17 protein-coding genes are annotated in these 17,857 nt (G+C 61.2%); 7 read left to right on the top strand and 10 right to left on the bottom strand.

What is annotated here, in order from left to right; all coding sequences use genetic code 11:
- The first annotated feature begins 115 nt into the window (after positions 1-115).
- From JFT58_RS06900 to JFT58_RS06875, 6 genes are all read left to right on the top strand, one after another.
- Positions 116-862, top strand: coding sequence for an amino acid ABC transporter permease (locus JFT58_RS06900; RefSeq protein WP_014717132.1), 747 nt, complete (start codon positions 116-118; stop codon positions 860-862).
- Complete coding sequence (locus tag JFT58_RS06895) at positions 862-1,533, top strand: amino acid ABC transporter permease (protein WP_003188954.1); 672 nt, start codon at positions 862-864, stop codon at positions 1,531-1,533. The genes JFT58_RS06900 and JFT58_RS06895 overlap by 1 nt, the downstream gene beginning before the upstream one ends.
- On the top strand, positions 1,530-2,264 hold the full coding sequence (locus JFT58_RS06890; RefSeq protein ID WP_007916729.1) for an amino acid ABC transporter ATP-binding protein: 735 nt from the start codon (positions 1,530-1,532) through the stop codon (positions 2,262-2,264). The genes JFT58_RS06895 and JFT58_RS06890 overlap by 4 nt, the downstream gene beginning before the upstream one ends.
- A 172-nt stretch (positions 2,265-2,436) precedes the next feature.
- Positions 2,437-4,338, top strand: coding sequence for a sensor histidine kinase (locus tag JFT58_RS06885; RefSeq protein ID WP_054897713.1), 1,902 nt, complete (start codon positions 2,437-2,439; stop codon positions 4,336-4,338).
- A complete protein-coding gene (locus JFT58_RS06880; RefSeq protein ID WP_034126459.1) occupies positions 4,335-5,672 on the top strand; it encodes a sigma-54-dependent transcriptional regulator in 1,338 nt (445 codons plus the stop codon). Before JFT58_RS06885 ends, JFT58_RS06880 begins: the two co-directional genes overlap by 4 nt.
- Complete coding sequence (locus tag JFT58_RS06875; protein ID WP_014717129.1) at positions 5,672-6,010, top strand: GlpM family protein; 339 nt, start codon at positions 5,672-5,674, stop codon at positions 6,008-6,010. The genes JFT58_RS06880 and JFT58_RS06875 overlap by 1 nt, the downstream gene beginning before the upstream one ends.
- Positions 6,011-6,158: 148 nt before the next feature.
- Here JFT58_RS06875 and JFT58_RS06870 read toward each other — a convergent pair whose 3' ends face one another.
- From JFT58_RS06870 to JFT58_RS06845, 6 genes are all read right to left on the bottom strand, one after another.
- Positions 6,159-7,556: a sigma-54-dependent transcriptional regulator gene (locus JFT58_RS06870; protein WP_054897712.1), complete on the bottom strand. Its 1,398-nt coding sequence runs from the start codon at positions 7,554-7,556 to the stop codon at positions 6,159-6,161.
- Positions 7,546-9,324, bottom strand: coding sequence for a sensor histidine kinase (locus tag JFT58_RS06865; RefSeq protein ID WP_054897711.1), 1,779 nt, complete (start codon positions 9,322-9,324; stop codon positions 7,546-7,548). The genes JFT58_RS06870 and JFT58_RS06865 overlap by 11 nt, the downstream gene beginning before the upstream one ends.
- Complete coding sequence (locus tag JFT58_RS06860; RefSeq protein ID WP_054897710.1) at positions 9,324-10,448, bottom strand: GNAT family N-acetyltransferase; 1,125 nt, start codon at positions 10,446-10,448, stop codon at positions 9,324-9,326. Before JFT58_RS06860 ends, JFT58_RS06865 begins: the two co-directional genes overlap by 1 nt.
- Before the next feature lie 165 nt (positions 10,449-10,613).
- The gene (locus tag JFT58_RS06855) at positions 10,614-11,462 is read right to left on the bottom strand and encodes an alpha/beta hydrolase (RefSeq protein ID WP_054897709.1); all 849 of its coding nucleotides are present in this window, start codon (positions 11,460-11,462) and stop codon (positions 10,614-10,616) included.
- Positions 11,459-12,853: an aspartate aminotransferase family protein gene (locus JFT58_RS06850; RefSeq protein ID WP_034126455.1), complete on the bottom strand. Its 1,395-nt coding sequence runs from the start codon at positions 12,851-12,853 to the stop codon at positions 11,459-11,461. Before JFT58_RS06850 ends, JFT58_RS06855 begins: the two co-directional genes overlap by 4 nt.
- Positions 12,846-13,550 (bottom strand): MtnX-like HAD-IB family phosphatase, encoded by a 705-nt coding sequence (locus tag JFT58_RS06845; RefSeq protein ID WP_054897708.1) that lies wholly within the window; start codon positions 13,548-13,550, stop codon positions 12,846-12,848. Before JFT58_RS06845 ends, JFT58_RS06850 begins: the two co-directional genes overlap by 8 nt.
- Positions 13,551-13,791: 241 nt before the next feature.
- Between JFT58_RS06845 and JFT58_RS06840 the strand changes: the two genes are divergently transcribed.
- Positions 13,792-14,562 carry a MipA/OmpV family protein gene (locus JFT58_RS06840; RefSeq protein ID WP_054897707.1) on the top strand — a complete coding sequence of 257 codons (771 nt, stop codon included), beginning with the start codon at positions 13,792-13,794 and terminating at the stop codon, positions 14,560-14,562.
- Positions 14,563-14,696: 134 nt separating this feature from the next.
- Here the strand turns inward: JFT58_RS06840 and JFT58_RS06835 are convergent, their stop codons facing one another.
- The 4 genes from JFT58_RS06835 to JFT58_RS06820 all read right to left on the bottom strand — a co-directional run bounded on the left by JFT58_RS06835 (position 14,697) and on the right by JFT58_RS06820 (position 17,845).
- Positions 14,697-15,101: an EamA family transporter gene (locus JFT58_RS06835; RefSeq protein ID WP_054897706.1), complete on the bottom strand. Its 405-nt coding sequence runs from the start codon at positions 15,099-15,101 to the stop codon at positions 14,697-14,699.
- Positions 15,098-15,478 (bottom strand): EamA family transporter, encoded by a 381-nt coding sequence (locus tag JFT58_RS06830; protein ID WP_003188930.1) that lies wholly within the window; start codon positions 15,476-15,478, stop codon positions 15,098-15,100. Before JFT58_RS06830 ends, JFT58_RS06835 begins: the two co-directional genes overlap by 4 nt.
- Positions 15,475-16,395 (bottom strand): hypothetical protein, encoded by a 921-nt coding sequence (locus JFT58_RS06825; RefSeq protein WP_054897705.1) that lies wholly within the window; start codon positions 16,393-16,395, stop codon positions 15,475-15,477. Before JFT58_RS06825 ends, JFT58_RS06830 begins: the two co-directional genes overlap by 4 nt.
- A 796-nt stretch (positions 16,396-17,191) precedes the next feature.
- Positions 17,192-17,845, bottom strand: a complete 654-nt coding sequence (locus tag JFT58_RS06820; protein WP_054897704.1) for a DsbA family oxidoreductase — start codon at positions 17,843-17,845, stop codon at positions 17,192-17,194.
- Positions 17,846-17,857 lie beyond the last annotated feature (12 nt).

Genomic DNA, 17,857 nt, shown 5'->3' with positions numbered 1-17,857 from the left:
ACTCGACCTGGCGGTTTTCGAGCCGATCGTGTGTGCCTGGCGTTCAACGTCAGGCGGGAACGGATCTTCCCCAAGCGGGTGCTTGTACATCGATCGATCTCGAGGGGAGACCCTAATGAATTACAACTGGGACTGGGGCGTGTTCTTCAAGTCCACCGGCGTGGGCAGCGAGACTTATCTCGACTGGTACCTCTCCGGGCTGGGCTGGACCATCGCCATCGCTGTCGTGGCATGGATTATCGCCTTGCTGCTGGGCTCCATTCTGGGGGTCATGCGCACTGTGCCAAACCGCCTCGTATCGGGCATCGCGACCTGCTACGTGGAACTGTTTCGTAACGTGCCGCTGCTGGTTCAGCTGTTCATCTGGTACTTCCTGGTACCGGACATGCTGCCGCAGAACCTGCAGGACTGGTACAAACAAGACCTGAACCCGACCACCTCGGCCTACCTGAGCGTCGTGGTGTGCCTGGGCCTGTTCACCGCCGCCCGTGTGTGCGAGCAAGTGCGTACCGGTATCCAGGCGCTGCCACGCGGCCAGGAATCCGCGGCGCGCGCCATGGGCTTCAAGCTGCCGCAGATCTACTGGAACGTGCTGCTGCCCCAGGCTTACCGCATCATCATTCCGCCGCTTACCTCGGAATTCCTCAACGTGTTCAAGAACTCCTCCGTGGCGTCCTTGATCGGCTTGATGGAACTGCTGGCGCAAACCAAACAGACCGCCGAGTTCTCGGCCAACCTGTTTGAAGCCTTCACCCTGGCCACGCTGATCTACTTCACCTTGAACATGAGCCTGATGCTGCTGATGCGCGTGGTCGAGAAGAAAGTCGCAGTGCCCGGCCTGATCTCCGTGGGGGGCAAATAATGGACTTCGATTTCAGCGGCATCATCCCCGCCATTCCAGGCCTGTGGAACGGCATGGTCATGACCTTGAAGCTGATGGTCATGGGTGTGGTCGGCGGCATCATCATCGGGACCATCCTGGCCCTGATGCGCTTGTCGTCCAACAAACTGCTGTCCCGCGTGGCCGGCGCCTACGTGAACTACTTCCGCTCGATCCCCTTGCTGCTGGTGATCACCTGGTTCTACCTGGCGGTGCCGTTCGTGCTGCGCTGGATCACCGGCGAAGACACCCCTATCGGCGCGTTCACCTCCTGCGTCGTGGCGTTCATGATGTTCGAGGCCGCGTACTTCTGCGAAATCGTACGAGCCGGTGTGCAGTCGATTCCCAAGGGCCAGATGGCGGCGGCACAAGCCATGGGCATGACCTACGGCCAGACCATGCGCCTGATCATCCTGCCCCAGGCGTTCCGCAAGATGACGCCGTTGCTGCTGCAACAGTCGATCATCCTGTTCCAGGACACCTCCCTGGTCTACACCGTGGGCCTGGTGGACTTCCTCAACTCCGCCCGCTCCAACGGCGACATCATCGGCCGCTCCAATGAGTTCCTGATCTTCGCCGGTGTCGTCTACTTCATCATCAGCTTTTCCGCCTCGCTGCTGGTCAAGCGTCTGCAAAAAAGGTTTGCCGTATGATCTCTATCAAGAACATCAACAAGTGGTATGGCGACTTCCAGGTGCTGACCGATTGCAGCACCGAGGTTAAAAAAGGCGAAGTGATCGTGGTGTGCGGGCCATCCGGCTCGGGCAAATCCACCCTGATCAAGTGCGTCAACGCACTGGAACCGTTCCAGAAGGGCGACATCGTGGTCGACGGCACCTCCATCGCCGACCCGAAGACCAACCTGCCAAAACTGCGTTCGCGCGTAGGCATGGTGTTCCAGCACTTCGAGCTGTTTCCGCACCTGACCATCACCGAAAACCTGACCATCGCGCAGATCAAGGTATTGGGCCGCAGCAAGGAAGAAGCCACCAAGAAGGGCCTGCAACTGCTCGAACGCGTGGGCTTGTCGGCACACGCCCACAAGCACCCAGGCCAGCTCTCCGGCGGCCAGCAACAACGTGTGGCGATTGCCCGCGCCCTGGCCATGGACCCGATCGTCATGCTGTTCGACGAACCGACCTCGGCGCTGGACCCGGAAATGGTCAACGAAGTGCTCGACGTGATGGTGCAACTGGCCCACGAAGGCATGACCATGATGTGCGTGACCCACGAAATGGGCTTTGCGCGCAAAGTGGCCGACCGCGTGATCTTCATGGACGCCGGCAAGATCATCGAAGACTGCCCGAAAGAAGAGTTCTTCGGCGACATCAGCGCCCGCTCCGAGCGTGCGCAGCACTTCCTCGAGAAAATCCTGCAGCACTAAAAGCAACACCGTTCGTCCTGTAGGAGCCGGGCTTGTGTGGGAGCTGGCTTGCCTGCGATGGCATCGCCTCGGTGCAACTGTTACACCGAGGCGCCTGCATCGCGGGCAAGCCCGGCTCCCACACAAGCCCGCTCTTACACTGGCGAGAAGTAGCTGACCCAAGGCATCTGTGATGAAATGCGACCCCAATCAATATCGCGCCGCGCCGCCATCACTTGCCGTGAAGCCTCGTCTGATACGCCAACTGTTCCTGCCGCCGTTGATCATCGCCCTGATGGTCGGCCTGGGTTATATCGGCTTCTGGGTCAGTGACTATTACGGCATCCGCACCCTAAGCGACAACGGCGAACGCCAGTTGGAGCTGCACGCCCGCACCGTCGAAAGCGAACTGAGCAAGTACACCTACCTGCCCAGCCTGCTGGAACTGGAGTCCAGTGTTTCCCAACTGCTCGCCGACCCGAACCAGGAAACCCGCAAGACGGTCAACGACTACCTCGAAGGCCTGAACCGCCGCAGTCGCAGCCGCGCCATCTATGTAATGGACACCACCGGCCGTGTGCTGGCCACCAGTAACTGGCGCGATGCCGACAGTTACCAAGGTGAGGACCTGTCCTTTCGCGCCTATTTCCAGAATGCTGTACGCGGCCAGCCCGGTCGTTTCTACGGCATCGGCAGCACCAACGGCGAACCCGGCTATTACCTGGCCCACGGCCTGGAAGAGCACGGCAAGATCATCGGCGTCGCCGTGGTCAAGGTGCGCCTCGAAGCCCTTGAAGAGCGCTGGCAACGTGCGCGCCTCGAAGCTTTCGTGAGCGATGAGAACGGCATCATTATTCTTTCCAGCGACCCCGCGCGTCGCCTCAAAGCTGTACGCCCGCTGAGCGATGACACCAAGGACCGCCTGGCCCACAGCCTGCAATATTACTGGGCGACGCTCAATGAACTGCAACCCCTGGCCCGTGAGCGCCTGAACGAAGGCACCGAGAAACTGACCTTCCCGGCCAACACCGAAGTGGTCAACGACCAGCACGCCGTCAGCTACCTGGCGCAAACCCGCCCGCTGAACGACACGCCGTGGAACTTCACCCTGCTCACCCCGCTCAACGACCTGCGCCGCGCCGCGATCAACCAGGGCATCCTGGTGGCCGTCGCCTTTGGCCTGGTCGCCTTCCTGCTGATCGCCTGGAACGAACGGCGCAAGGTCATCGCCACCCGCCTCGCCGCACGGGAAGCCTTGCAGGAAGCCAACAGCCAGCTTGAGCGTCGGATTGCCGAACGCACCGCCGACCTGCGCGCCAGCAACGAACGGCTCAAGGGCCAGATTCGCGAACGACGCCAGGCCGAAGAAACCCTGCGCCACGCCCAGGACGAACTGGTGCAGGCCGGCAAACTCGCGGCCATCGGCCAGATGTCCACCAGCATCGCCCATGAACTGAATCAGCCGCTGGCAGCGCTGCGCACGCTGTCGGGCAACACCGTACGCTTCCTTGAGCGCGGCGCCCTGGACACTGCCAGCACCAACCTCAAGACCATCAACGAACTGATCGACCGCATGGGCCGCATCACCGCGAGCCTGCGCTCCTTTGCCCGGCGCGGTGACGACCAGGGCGAAGCCAGCCTCGGCAAGGCCGTGGACGCCGCGTTCCAGGTGCTCGGCGCGCGCCTGGACAGCCTGCCGTTGACCGTGCACCGTGACTTTGCCAACGCCCAATTGCAGATCGACCAGACCCGCCTGGAGCAGATCCTGGTCAACCTGATCGGTAACGCGCTCGATGCGATGCAGGCCCAAGCAGTGCCGCAACTGTGGCTGGAAGGCCAGAACGGCGATGGCAAATACCGCCTGTTGGTGCGTGATAATGGCCACGGCATCGACCCCGAGGCGCGCAAGCATTTGTTCGAACCCTTTTTTACCACCAAGCCCGGCGAACAAGGCCTGGGCTTGGGCCTGACCCTTTCCGCAAGCCTCGCGGCCGCCACAGGCGGTAGCCTTGCCGTGGAACATCCGGCCAATGGTGGTACCGCCTTTGTCCTGAACCTGCCATTGGTGGGCGCTCAACGAGCTGAGTCGACATGAATACACAAGCCCAAGACCTTACCGTCCTGATCGTCGAAGACGACCCCCATGTACTGCTCGGTTGCCAGCAAGCATTGGCGCTCGAAGACATCACTAGCGTCGGCGTGGGCAGCGCCGAAGAAGCGCTCAAGCGCATCGGCGAAAACTTTGCCGGCATCGTCATCAGCGATATCCGCCTGCCGGGCATCGATGGCCTGGAACTGCTGACCCGCCTCAAGGCCCTGGATAAAAGCCTGCCGGTGGTGTTGATCACCGGGCATGGCGATATCTCCATGGCGGTGGGCGCCATGCGTAACGGCGCCTACGACTTCATGGAGAAACCCTTCTCGCCCGAACGCCTGGTGGACGTGGCACGCCGCGCCCTGGAACAACGCGGGCTGGCGCGGGAAGTCTGGTCGCTACGCCGGCAACTGGCCGAACGCGACTCGCTGGAAGGCCGCATCATCGGCCGCTCGCCGGCCATGCAAAACCTGCGCGAACTGATTGCCAATGTCGCCGATACCTCGGCCAACGTGCTGATCGAAGGCGAGACCGGCACCGGCAAGGAACTGGTCGCGCGCTGCCTGCATGATTTCAGCCGGCGCCATACCCACCAGTTCGTCGCCCTCAACTGCGGTGGCCTGCCGGAAAACCTGTTTGAAAGCGAGATTTTCGGCCACGAGGCCAACGCCTTCACCGGCGCCGGCAAACGTCGCATCGGCAAGATCGAGCATGCCCATCAAGGCACGCTGTTCCTCGATGAAGTAGAGAGCATGCCGATCAACCTGCAGATCAAATTGCTGCGGGTGCTGCAAGAACGTACGTTGGAACGCCTGGGTTCGAACCAGAGCGTGGCAGTGGATTGCCGGGTAATCGCTGCCACCAAGTCCGACCTCGACGAGTTGAGCCGCGCCAGCCAGTTCCGCAGCGACCTGTACTACCGCCTCAACGTCGTCACCCTGGAACTGCCGCCTTTGCGCGAACGGCGCGAAGACATCCTGCAACTGTTCGAACACTTCCTGCAGCAATCGTCGCTACGCTTCGACCGGGCGGTGCCGGAGCTGGACAACCAGACCCTGTCCAGCCTGATGAGCCACGACTGGCCAGGCAACGTGCGTGAGCTGCGCAACGTCGCCGAACGTTTCGCCCTCGGCCTGCCCGCCTTCAAGAAAAGCGGCGCCGGCAGCGGCAACCAAGGGGTTGCCTTTACCGAGGCGGTGGAAGCCTTTGAGCGCAACCTGCTCAACGATGCCCTGCAACGCAGCGGCGGGAACCTGACCCAGGCCAGCCAGGAACTGGGGATGGCCAAGACCACCCTGTTCGACAAGGTCAAGAAATACGGATTGAGTCACTGATGGATCTGTTCCTGAAGGCTGCACTTGGCGCCGCAGTGGTGCTGATCCTGGCGGCGCTGGCCAAGACCAGAAACTATTACATCGCAGGCTTGGTGCCGCTGTTTCCCACTTTTGCGCTGATCGCCCATTACATCGTCGGCAAAGGCCGAACGGTTGCGGACTTGAAGACCACGATCCTGTTCGGGATGTGGTCGATCATTCCGTACTTTGTGTATTTGGCGACGCTGTATGTGATGGTCGATCGGCTGCGGTTGGAGGCATCGCTGGCAGTCGCCGCCGTGGCCTGGTTGATGGCCGCGACGGTGTTGGTCAGCGTGTGGGTACGCCTGCACACCTGACGCAACACGGCAGATCGTTCCCACGCTCCCGCGTGGGAATGCAGCCAAGGACGCTCCGCGTCCACACGCGTGACGCAGAGCGTCACCAGAGGCACTCCCACGCGGAGCGTGGGAGCGATCATGAGGCAAGCCAGCTCCAACACTCAGATCAGCGCACAATCTTGTCGACCTGAATCCCCAGCTTCTTCAGGCGATACCAGAAGCTCCTCTCGGAAATCCCGATCCGCTGCGCCGCCGCGGCCTGCACCCCATTGCTCTCCTGCAGCGCCGCAAGAATATAGGCTTTCTCCACTTCGGCCAGCGCCGCATCCAGATCCCGCGGCACGCCTGGGCCGTCGCTGAGGATCGCGGTCACATCACCCTCGCTCGGTGTGGAAGCAAACAGATACCCCGGCAAATCAATATCCTCGATCACCGATGAAGCCGCCACGATGGTTGCGCGCTCCACGCAGTTTTGCAGCTCGCGGATATTGCCCGGCCAGTGATACGCCGCCATGGCCTGCAACGCCTCGGGGCTGAAACCGGTGATACGTTTGCCAGTGGTGGCGCTCAAAGTGTGAGCGAAGTGGCGCGCCAGGGGCGCGATGTCTTCCACGCGTTCGCGCAACGACGGCAACGGAATCGGGAAGACATTCAGGCGGTAATACAGGTCTTCGCGAAACTCCTTGGCCGCCACCGCATCCAGCAGGTTCTTGTTGGTGGCGGCAATTACCCGTACATCTACCTTGCGCTCGCGGGGGTCGCCTACCGGCTCGATAACCCGCTCCTGCAAGGCGCGCAGAATCTTGGCCTGCAACGCCAAGGGCATATCACCCACCTCATCCAGAAACAGCGTGCCCTTGTCGGCCTGCATGAAACGCCCTACCCGGTCAGCCACGGCGCCGGTGAACGCGCCTTTGCGATGGCCAAACATCTCGCTTTCCAGCAAGCCTTCAGGGATGGCCGCGCAATTGACCGCCACGAAGGGTTGGTCGGCACGGCTGCCATGCTTGTGGATGGCGCGGGCGACCATTTCCTTGCCAGTGCCGCTTTCGCCGGTCAGCAGGATGGTGGCGTTGCTTTCACGCACCGAATCCACCGCCTGGAGCACCTGGCGAAACGCCGGGCTATCGCCCACCAGGCTGTCGAACTGCGCATGCTCGTCCAGCTCGGCGCGCATGCGCGCGTTGTCGCGCATGATGTCGCGAAATTGCAGGGCCTTGGCCACGGTAATGTCCAGCTCGTCGATGTCGAACGGCTTGGCAATGTAGTCATAGGCACCGTTACGCATCGACTGCACGGCGTTTTTTACCGTGCTGTAGGCCGTCATCACGATCACCGGCAAGGTCGGATAACGCACCTTGATCTCAGCCAGTAACGCCGGCCCGTCCATGCCCGGCATGCGCCAGTCGCTGATGACCAGGTCGATGTCCTCCTCCCCCAGCACCTTGAGCGCATGCAGGCCATTGCCCGCGCTGAACACCTGGATGCCGTTCTGGCTCAAGGCCTGGGTCAGCAGATCACAGAGCTTGGGTTCATCGTCGACCACCAATACGTTATGCGTCATGCCCGTCCTCATCTTCACCGTCGTCTTCACCGTCAGCCGGAATGTACAGGCTGAAGGTCGCGCCGGCATCTTTCTCACTGGCGCATTCGATGCTGCCGTCGTGACTTTCCATGATCGAATAGACTTTGGCCAGGCCCAGGCCTGTGCCCGAGGCCTTGGTGGTGACGAATGGCGTGAAGATGCGCTCCACCATGTCCACCGGGATGCCTTCGCCGGTATCGGTGATGCTGATCACAGTGTTGTCGCCCACGCTGCGAATGCCCAGGGTCAGGCGCCCGCCGCCGGGCATCGCGTCGATGGCGTTGAGAATCAGGTTGAGACAGGCCTGCTTGAGCTGCTTGGCATCGGCGTAGATCGTCGCGCCAGGCGCCTGGTCGTCGATCTGCGCGTCAATGCGATGGCTACTCAGCTCCGGGCCGCAGAAACCGAGGATTTCTTCCACCAGGGCGCGTGCCGGTTGCTGCACGCGTATCGGCGGGTTGGGCTTGGCGAAATCGAGGAACTCGGTAATCAGCTCGTTGATGCGGCTGACTTCGCTGATGACATATTCCAGGTGACGTTTGTCGGTTTCCGCCAGGTCAGCGCGCCGATGCAACAGTTGGGTGGCGGTCTTGATGATGCCCAGTGGGTTGCGAATTTCGTGAGCCAGGCCCATGGCGACTTCACCCAGGGCATGCAAGCGGTCACGCCGACGCAGTTGGGCTTCCAGATGATGCAACTCGCCCAGGCGTTCGGTCATGTGGTTGAAGGTGCTGCTCAATTGCGCCAGTTCGTCACCGCCACTGACCACCACACGGTGCGCATAACTGCCCGAGATCACCGCATCCACACCCTGGGACAAATCGCGCAGGGGCTTGGTCAGGCGCCGCGACACCAACAACCCGGCCGCCAGTGACAGCGCCGAGCTGACCAGGAAGATCAGCACGAACAAGTTGCTCTGGTTCACCAACCCCACCAGGCTGGTATGGCGTAGCAGGCCGCTGAAGATCACGCCTTGCAACTCGCCGGCATCATTGAAAATCGGCCAATACAAACCGCTGTACTGGTTAGTGAACTGCTCGCTGGGCTGCTTGGTGCTGCGCAGGTAGGCCTCGACATTCTTGGGGATGCGCGAGGGGTGATTGGCGAAGCGCTGGGTGGAAAATATTTCGGAAAAACCGGCAGGGTTGGCCAAATACAGACGCAGGTCGAGGGAATGCACATCGGCCACGCTGGTGAGGAAACTGCTGTCCAGGTAAGTGGCGACCAGCAACAGGTAATCAACGCCGTCACGGCTGGTTTCGAAGGTGGACACCACCAGGCCCGTGCTCACGCCGGCGACTTGCACGGTTTGCAGCACCGCGTTGCTGGTGAGGTTGATCTGCCTGACGATGTCATCGGCGGCCGTGCTGAACATCACTTTACGGTCGCTGGTGCGGATCAGCGCGACCACGTCGATATCGGTGGCATCGGCAATGTCGGCGGTGAGCCGGTCATGCTTCTCGGCATTTTTGGACGACGGCGGGCTGGTATAGCGCAGGAACAGCTTGGCCATGCGCGCGTTGTCGTGAAGGATGTCGCCGATTTCGTCCTTGACGATCTTGGTCGACTCTTGCAGCCAGATACGCACGTTGCTGTCGAAAATCTGCGACAGCGTGGTGGCAGCCAGCTCAGCCGCGATCATGGTGGGAATCACGCTGACCAGCCAGAACGCCAGCACCAGCTTGCGCTGGACGCTCCAACGCGAGATGGCAAAGGGGCGGGCTTTCTGGCGGGTCTTGGTAATCATCAGGTTTCGCTTATCGCAGCAGCCATGGCAGGGTCGGAACGATCCGGTCGAATAAACAGTTTTACAAGCTTGAGCAGGCCGTTGACCAGCCGGTTACGGTGGCGGAAGAACAGGCTGTTGCCCTCGAACTCGCACCCCAGGCGCAGTTTACTGGCATACCCGGCCTGGCCGCACTCGTACACCGGAATACGGTGTTCAATACAATAGTCGACATTGGTCAACCAACTGCGGAAGTACAGGTTGTACTCGCGGCTGAACTCAAGGTCATGACCAAAGAACTTGTCCACCAGCCGATGCTCATCCAGGAGGATAAGGTTGAACGCCACCAGGCGCTCGTCCACCCAGTACAGAACACAGACCGCCCGCTCGTGCAGGTGTTCGAGCACGCCCGTGAAGTAACCGGCGGGCAGGCGTTCGAACTGCAAGTCTGCGCGCGCGAGCGTGGCTTCATACAGGCGCATGACCTCGGGCAGCACGTCATCGATATTACGCCGCCACTCGACCCGCGGCCCTGGTGCGCGCAGTTTTCGGCGCAGGTCCTTGCGCGTGGATTTGCCCAGCGAACCCAGGTAGGCATCCACCGAGCCATAAGGCAGCGGCAACACCCCCGTGGGCAAGCTGGGCATGCTTTGAAAACCTGCGGCAAGGCAGCTCTGGGTCCAATGCGGGTCGTTGGTGGGCGCATCCTTGACCGCCAGCAAGCCAATACCGAGCGCGTCGGCATCGCTGCGCGCAGCCTCCAGTAACTGCTGCAACAGCAACGGGCGCCGGGATTCGGGCACATGGCTCGCGACACCGGCATCACAGCGTTCAGCCACCGGCGAACCGATGGCGTACAACGCCAATTGCAAAACGCCAGGCCACAGCTGCTCCAGGCGCTCGGTCAAGCGCTTGCCGGCCCCCGACACCGTGGTGTCGAGGCGATAATGGGTGACGAACGCGGCAGCCACGGCCACCAGCGTTTGATCCTCGAAGACCGCGAGGTAACGCCACTGAAAGTCATCGATCGCGGCGTTTTCCACGGCCAGGTAATAGTCCCAATCCTCCAGGGCACCGGGAAAACAGTCGTTCCAGGCATCGCGCTGGATAGCCCGGATGGTCGGGAAGGCTTGGGTGGTTATCACAGTTTTTCCTTATCAACGCCGTTCTACTGTAGGAGCGAGCTTGCTGTGGCGAGGGAGCTTGCTCCCGCTCGACTGCGCAGCAGTCGCAGGCTTTTGGGGGTGCTTCGCACCCCAGCGCAAGCAAGCTTGCTCGCCACAGCAAGCTCGCTCCTACAAGTAAACTAATCACGCCACACGATTGAGTTGCACTGCGTGCTGCTCGACAAACCTGGCACTCAACTCGATCACCCGCCGGTACTGCAAATCGACGGTGATCATGTGGTAGCAGTTGTCCAACAGGATCTTGGTCACCGGCCCGCCGAGGTGGCGCTCCACGTAATCGGCGTTCCAGCGGCTGGTGATGTCGTCCTCGATGGAGTGCAGCACCAGCGCCGGCACCTTGATCTGGGGCATGCGCTTCTTGACCACGGCGTTCATGCGGTGCAGCTCGCGCACGGTGATGCCTTCCATGGTCAGCAACCCCGCCTCGCTGCTCTCGCCTTCCTTCATCTGCCGCTCGACGATGGCCCGCAGGCGCTCGTTCTTGATGCCGTAGGGCGGCTTCTCTTCGAAGCTGCAAATGTGTACGCCGAATGGAATCTTCATCAGCAACGGCGTGAGGAACGCCAGCTTGTTGATGCTCCAACCGTCGTACTTCAAGGTGGTGGAATACATCAGCAACCCGGCGACTTGCCCAGGATGTTCGGACGCCACATACATCGACATCACCGCGCCCATGGACAAGCCACCGACAAACACCTGCCCGTGGCGTTGCTTGACCTGTACGAAGGTCTTGCGCACGCCTTCGTACCAGTCCTGCCAGCCAGTGGCCTGCAAGTCGCTGTTGTCGCCGCAGTGCCCCGCCAGTGTGGGCACATACACCGTGCAGTTACCCACCTTGGCCAGGCCCTTCGCGACCTGGCGCAACTCGGTCGGCGTGCCGGTCAGGCCGTGGATCAACAGGATCCCGACCGGACCTTCACCGAGAACGAAACCGGCAGTGCCTTCACCGAGGTCGATCCCTTGAGCATTCACCGCTTGGTCGCTCGCACCAGCAGTTGCTCGAGCAACTTCAGGCCCAGATCGATTTCCGGGTAGCTGATTTCCAGGGACGGCGCCAGGGTGATCACGTTCTTGTAGTAACCGCCTACGTCGAGGATCAGCCCGAGTTTCTGGCCGTCTACCAGCATGTCGCCTTTCATGCCTTCTTCGACCATGTAGTCCAGGGTCGCCTTGTCCGGGGTGAAGCCATCCGGGCCGCAGATTTCGCAGCGCAACGCCAGGCCCAGGCCGTCCACATCGCCGATGATCGGGAAGCGTTTTTGCAAGTCTTGCAGGCCTTCCAGGAAGTATTTGCCCTTGGCCATGACCATGGCGCCGTAGTCGACTTCGCTGGTCATCTTGAACATTTCCAGGCCGACGGCGGTGCCCAGCGGGTTGGAGGCGAAGGTGGAGTGAGTCGAACCTGGCGGGAACACCTTCGGGTTGATCAACTCTTCACGGGCCCAGATACCGCCCAACGGGTTGAGGCCATTGGTCAGCGCCTTGCCGAACACGATCACGTCCGGCTGCACGTCGAAGTGCTCGATCGACCAGAGTTTACCGGTGCGGTAGAAGCCCATCTGGATTTCATCGGACACCATCAGGATGCCGTGCTGATCCAGGACGTGTTTGAGTTCGCGGTAGAAGTTCATCGGCGGGATCACGTAGCCGCCAGTGCCCTGGATCGGCTCGACGTAGAAGGCTGCGTATTCGCACTGGTTGGTCTTAGGGTCCCAGACGCCGTTGTATTCGGTCTCGAACAGGCGGGCGAACTGCTGCACGCAATGGCTGCCGTACTCTTCCTTGGTCATGCCCTTCGGGCCACGGAAGTGGTACGGAAAGGGAATGAAGTTGGCGCGCTCGCCAAAGTGGCCGTAGCGACGACGATAGCGGAAGCTGGAGGTGATCGACGAGGCGCCGAGGGTGCGGCCGTGGTAACCGCCTTCGAAGGCGAACATCAGGCTTTTGCCGTTGCTGGCGTTGCGCACCACTTTCAGGGAGTCTTCGATCGACTGCGAGCCGCCGACGTTGAAGTGCACACGGCCGTCGAGGCCGAACTTGTTCTTGGCATCGACCGCGATCATTTCCGACAGCTCGATCTTGCCTTTGTGCAGGTACTGGCTGGCGATTTGCGGCAGCGTGTCGATCTGCTTTTTCAGCGCGTTGTTCAAGCGCGGGTTGGCATAGCCGAAGTTGACGGCCGAGTACCACATTTGCAGGTCGAGGTAGGCCTGGTCTTCGGTGTCCCACACATAAGAGCCTTCGCAGCGGCTGAAAATACGCGGCGGCTCGATGTAGTGAACGGTGTCGCCGTAGGAGCAGTACTTGGCTTCTTTATCCAGGAGAACCTGGTCTTCGGCGGTAGCGATACGGATATCAGACATGATGGAAGAGTTCCTGATTGTCAGAAGAGGTGTTGAAGGTGGTGGCGTTGGCGGCGAGGCCTTGAGGCAGCTTGGCCAGCAACGCCGGCACTTGCGCAAAGGTGTCGAAGCGCGCATGAGGGATCTGGTGGGCGACGCAGTAGTCGGCGAGGCTGCCCTTGGCGAACACGAAGTCGGCAGTGGAGGCCACGCACATGTCGGACTTGCCATCGCCGATCACCAGCACGCGCTTGTTGCGCGGCGTGGATTTGCACTTGCAGTTGCCGGCAGCGGCGCGACAGGCATCGCTGGCATACGGGAAGTCGATGCGCCAGCTGTCCTGGTCAACCTGGCGCAGGCGGTTGGCGAGGATCGGCAGCAGGGTCACGTAGTTGCGCGAAAGGATGCGGGCAATGCCCTGCTCGATGCCGTCGCTGACCACTTCGATGGAAGCACCCAGGCCCATGACGTGATCGACGAAATCCGGGAAGTCCGGGTCGATCTCGACGCTGTCGAAGTACGCCAGCAGTTCAGCCGGGGTGGCCTTGATCAGCGCCAGTTGGCGGCTCAGGCATTCGCGTGAACCGATATGCCCATCCAGCCATTCCTGCTCAATGGTTTCCCACTCGGGGCCGGCGAAGCGTTGGAGGACGTTGTCGATGACATCCGTGGGCGTAATGGTCCCGTCGAAGTCACACACGATATGCCAGTTGATCATCTGCCTTTCCTTTAGGTAAAGGGCCTTGGAGGAGCGCGCTGTATGCGCTTGCCAAGGGATAGAGCAGGGACTGTGCCAACTGGCGAAAACCCCGCAGGGCTGGGGGTTAGGGCGAAATGCGCGGTGATAGGTGTCGCGGGAGCTACAATTTTTGTAGCTTGCTACAAACAACATGAGTGCTTGCGCAGGCGCGTCGGTTTGCGCGTTCATGCGCGCCTGCCCACCTTCAGGAAACGTCCCCATGTCCAAGCTCGCTGCTGCTGTATTCACCGGTTTACTTGGAGGGTGGGGCCTTTGCAGCGCCGCGTGGGCAGAAGGCATCACGGGCGACGTGGGCGCGGGCCTCAGCTATCAGCCCCACGACCCCAGCGGCAGCCGCTACGAAACCCGGCCTGTGCCTTACCTGGACCTGGATTGGGGTGACGTCAGCCTGAGTACCGATGACGGCCTCACCTGGAGCGCCCTGGATACCCACGGCCTTACCGCGGGCCCCTATATCAACTACCTGCCGGGGCGTACTTCCAACGGCGAGTTGCAGGGCCTGCGCAACGTGTCGGACATGGCCGAGGTGGGCGGTTTCGTCCAATACGCCCCGGCCAATTTCTGGCGGGTCTACGCGCAATTGGGCCAGGCCGTGGGCGGCGGGCATTCCCAGAGCGGCGCCCTGGGTAAAATCGGCGGCGAACTGGGTTACCCCGTGGGTGGCGGGATTATCGGCAGCAATAGCCTGGTTGCGCATTTTGCCGATGCGCGCCAGACCAATACCTTCTTCGGCGTGGACAACAACGAAGCTGTCGCTTCAGGCTTGCGGCCCTATAACGCGAGCGGGGGCTTCCAGAACGTGACGCTGAGCCAAAGCTTCGCCTTCCCCCTGGCGCCCCATTGGTCGCTGCTGACCAGCGCCAGCTGGGTACACCTGGTGGGGTCGGCGGCCAAGAGCAGCATCGTCAAGGAGGCTGGCCATGTGAATCAGGGCCAGGTGCAGACGGCGATCAGCTACACCTTCGACTGAATTACACGGGAGCGAAATTGTGGGAGCGGGCTTGCTCGCGAAAGCAGTGTGTCAGTCACCCGATACTTCACTGATCCACCGCATTCGCGAGCACGCCCGCTCCCACAATGGGCCTGTGTTTCATAGCTCTATCTTCAGTGTTCTTCGCCCTCAGCCAACAGTGCGATACCACCGATAATTACCACCACGCCCACCCAATGCAACACGCTGATGTGCTCCCCCAACCCCAGCCAAGAGCCCAGCAGCACCGCCACAAACACCAGCGAACTCAGCGGAAACGCCAGGGACAAACTGCTACGCTGCAGGATCAGCATCCACACAAAAAACGCACCCAGATAGCTGGCAATCGCCGCCAGAATCCCCGGGTTGCGCGCCACGTCCGCCAGCCATTGCCAACTGAAGTCCATCGGCCCCAACTGATCGCCGGCCACCTTGGTGAACAACTGCCCGGCGCTTTCGGTGGCGATCAGCAGTGCCCATAGCACCAGGGTGCCAACACGCCCATGCAGCCAGCCGGTATTGATTGTTTGCGTTGTCATGCCTGATTCCCCGCGATCGCTACCAACATCACACCTAAAGTAATCACCAGCGTGCCCAGCCAACGACGCCGACTGACGGTCTCCTTGAGCACCACCCTGCCTGCCAGTACCACCAGGCAATAGGCCAACGCCGCCAGCGGAAACAGCAGACTCAAGGGCGCACGGGACAGCGCTTCGAGCCACACAAAAAACTCAATCACGTAGGCGCCGACGCCGGCCCACAACAGCGGCGCATTGAACACCTGGCCCCAGAACGCACGCAGGCGAAAACCGCCATCGAGTTGCGGCAAACGGTCCACGCCCAATTTGAAACACAGCTGGCCAATCACATCGAGGACGATGGAAAACGCCAGTAACAACACCACGGTCAGGGTCACGGGAACAGTTCCTCAAACAGGTCGATCAAGGCTTCATTGGTTGCCGCATTACGCTGCAAGTCTTGCGGGCTCCAGCGCTCCGGTGGCGGCTGGTCGGACTTGGCTTCCCAGCGCTTGAACGCGTTGCTGAATGCCGGCGTAGCGAACTCACCGCAGACGTCGATGCCAATGATGCGTTTACCCGCCGCCAACGCCCGCAGGGCCTGGAGCAAATGGGTCAGGCGCATGCCGCCCTGGTCCCAGTTGGTGGCGGCGTCTTCACTGGCGAGCACATCTTTGTCGATGGTGATCCAGATCGCCTCGGTGGGCAGGCTGGCAATCATCTGGTCGAGGAAGGCGCCCCAATCCAGGTCCGCCAGGTTGCGCCAGTGCAGGTGGTTTTCCTGTTGCTGGTGGCCGGCGCCGTCCCCCACCCGGCCCCAGACCTTGGACGGCGGATGCTGCCAGGGAAACAACTGCAAACGCCCGCGCTTGAGGGCACCAAGGTTGCCGCCGCGCAGTTGCGGGTTATGCAGGTCATCGCTGCACGGGCCGAGGGTGACGATGCGTTGGATCGCCGGCATCTTCAGCGCCCGGTTGACCCACGAACCGCAGTGCCGCTTAGGCGCAAAGCGCACCCAGTCGGGGTGGTTGTCAAAGTGAATCAGGCTGACGGGCTCTTTGAGGTCGGCCAAAAACGCCGGCGTAAGGTGGTGATAATCGCCGGAACCGACAAACAGGATTTCCGGGCGCGCGTTACGGGGCCGTGGCCGTTGGGCCAGGCGCTCGACGAAACGCTTCCAGGTTTTTTCGGTGGACCACAAACGCAATTTCGGGCCCAGGTCCAGCAGGTCCAGGCGCGTGGCCCGACCGCTGGCCAACCGCCGGGCAATCGGTGCCTGGCCGGTGAGGCTGTGGTCAAGGTCAAGAATGTTCAAGGTAGTTTCACCCCTAATGGCAGTGCCCAACCGCAGGCCGGTTGGGCTTTAGGGGGGGCAATGCAAGGGATGGGCCAGCGCTTCTCTTAATGCCGACACAAATCAAATGTGGGAGCTGGCTTGCCTGCGATGGCCATAGGTCTTCACACAACTTTGTGAGTTGTAACAGCAGACGCTAACTACGATGCGAAGCGAGTCGCTCTTGCTCTTGCTCTGCTTTTGATCTTAAGCGCCCCGTTAAACCACGCTGGCCGAACGCAGGCTTGAATTCGTGGGTAACCCGGCAGGACGCCGGGTTAGCCGCCCCGCGCCATGGATGGCGCGTGGCGGCGGCCCACGGATTCAAGCCTGTGTTCGGGCACACCGAGCCTAAGCGAGGTGCCGAGTGGTGGGGCAAGAGCGTTTTGCTTACTTTTGCGCTTTTCAAAAGTGAGCCGCTGTCAGAGCGGAACCCTAAGTGGCCGTTACCGCAGCAATGGATATGTACACGGTCCAACTGTGTCGCCTGCCAGGCCGCCTTCGCGAGCAAGCCCGCTCCCACAGTTTGATCGCGGGGTGCCAGGTAGATAGGCGTTGGCTGGTAGGCCGTCTTCGCAGGCAAGCCAGCTCCCACATTTGGATCGTGGTGTGTCAGTTAGATCAGCGCCGGCTGTCAGTCCGTCACGGGAGCAAGCTCCCTCGCCACAGGTCCAGCGTCACACCAAAGCTGTGTAGATACCTATGCTGCGATGGCGGTGTTTCAGCCAACTCATTTGCAACTGACAGCCAGCTCCCACATTTTGCTGCGTGCTCGGCCTCAGGATTTCGATTCGTTGATGATCTGGCGAATCGCGCCGACGAAGGCTTCCGCCGGTTGCCCACCGCTCACCGCATATTGGTCATTGAAGACAATGGTCGGCACCGAACTCACTCCACGAGAAACCCACAGCTGTTCCTGCTCGCGGACTTCGGCGGCGTATTCATCGCTGGCAAGAATCTCGGCGGCGCGCGCAATGTCCAGCCCTACGCTCTCGGCGATGATCGCCAGCGTCGCGTGGTCGGAAAGGTCCTGGCCATCGCTGAAATACGCCTTGAACAGCGCTTCCTTGAGGTTGTATTGCAAACCTTCCAACCCGGCCCAATGCAACAGGCGGTGCGCGTCGAAGGTGTTGTAGATACGGCTCTGGCCGTCGGTGCGGAACGCAAAGCCCAGTGCGGCGCCCATGTCGCGGATACGCGCACGATTAGCCTGGGACTCTTCAGCCGTGGAGCCGTATTTTTCAGTGATGTGCTCGACGATGTTCTGACCGATGGCGGGCATGTTCGGGTTCAGTTCGAACGGCTGGAAATGAATCTCGGCCTGCACTTCGCTGCCGAGCTGGTCGAGGGCTTCGGTCAGGCCGCGCAGGCCGATGATGCACCAGGGGCAGGATACGTCGCTGACGAAATCGATTTTCAGGGGAGTACTCATGGTGGGCAACCT

It is taken from the genome of Pseudomonas sp. MF6767 (assembly GCF_016405475.1).
Lineage (GTDB): Bacteria > Pseudomonadota > Gammaproteobacteria > Pseudomonadales > Pseudomonadaceae > Aquipseudomonas > Aquipseudomonas paracarnis.
Note: the sequence above shows the minus strand (reverse complement) of the source record. Positions and strands in the feature narration are given on the sequence as shown.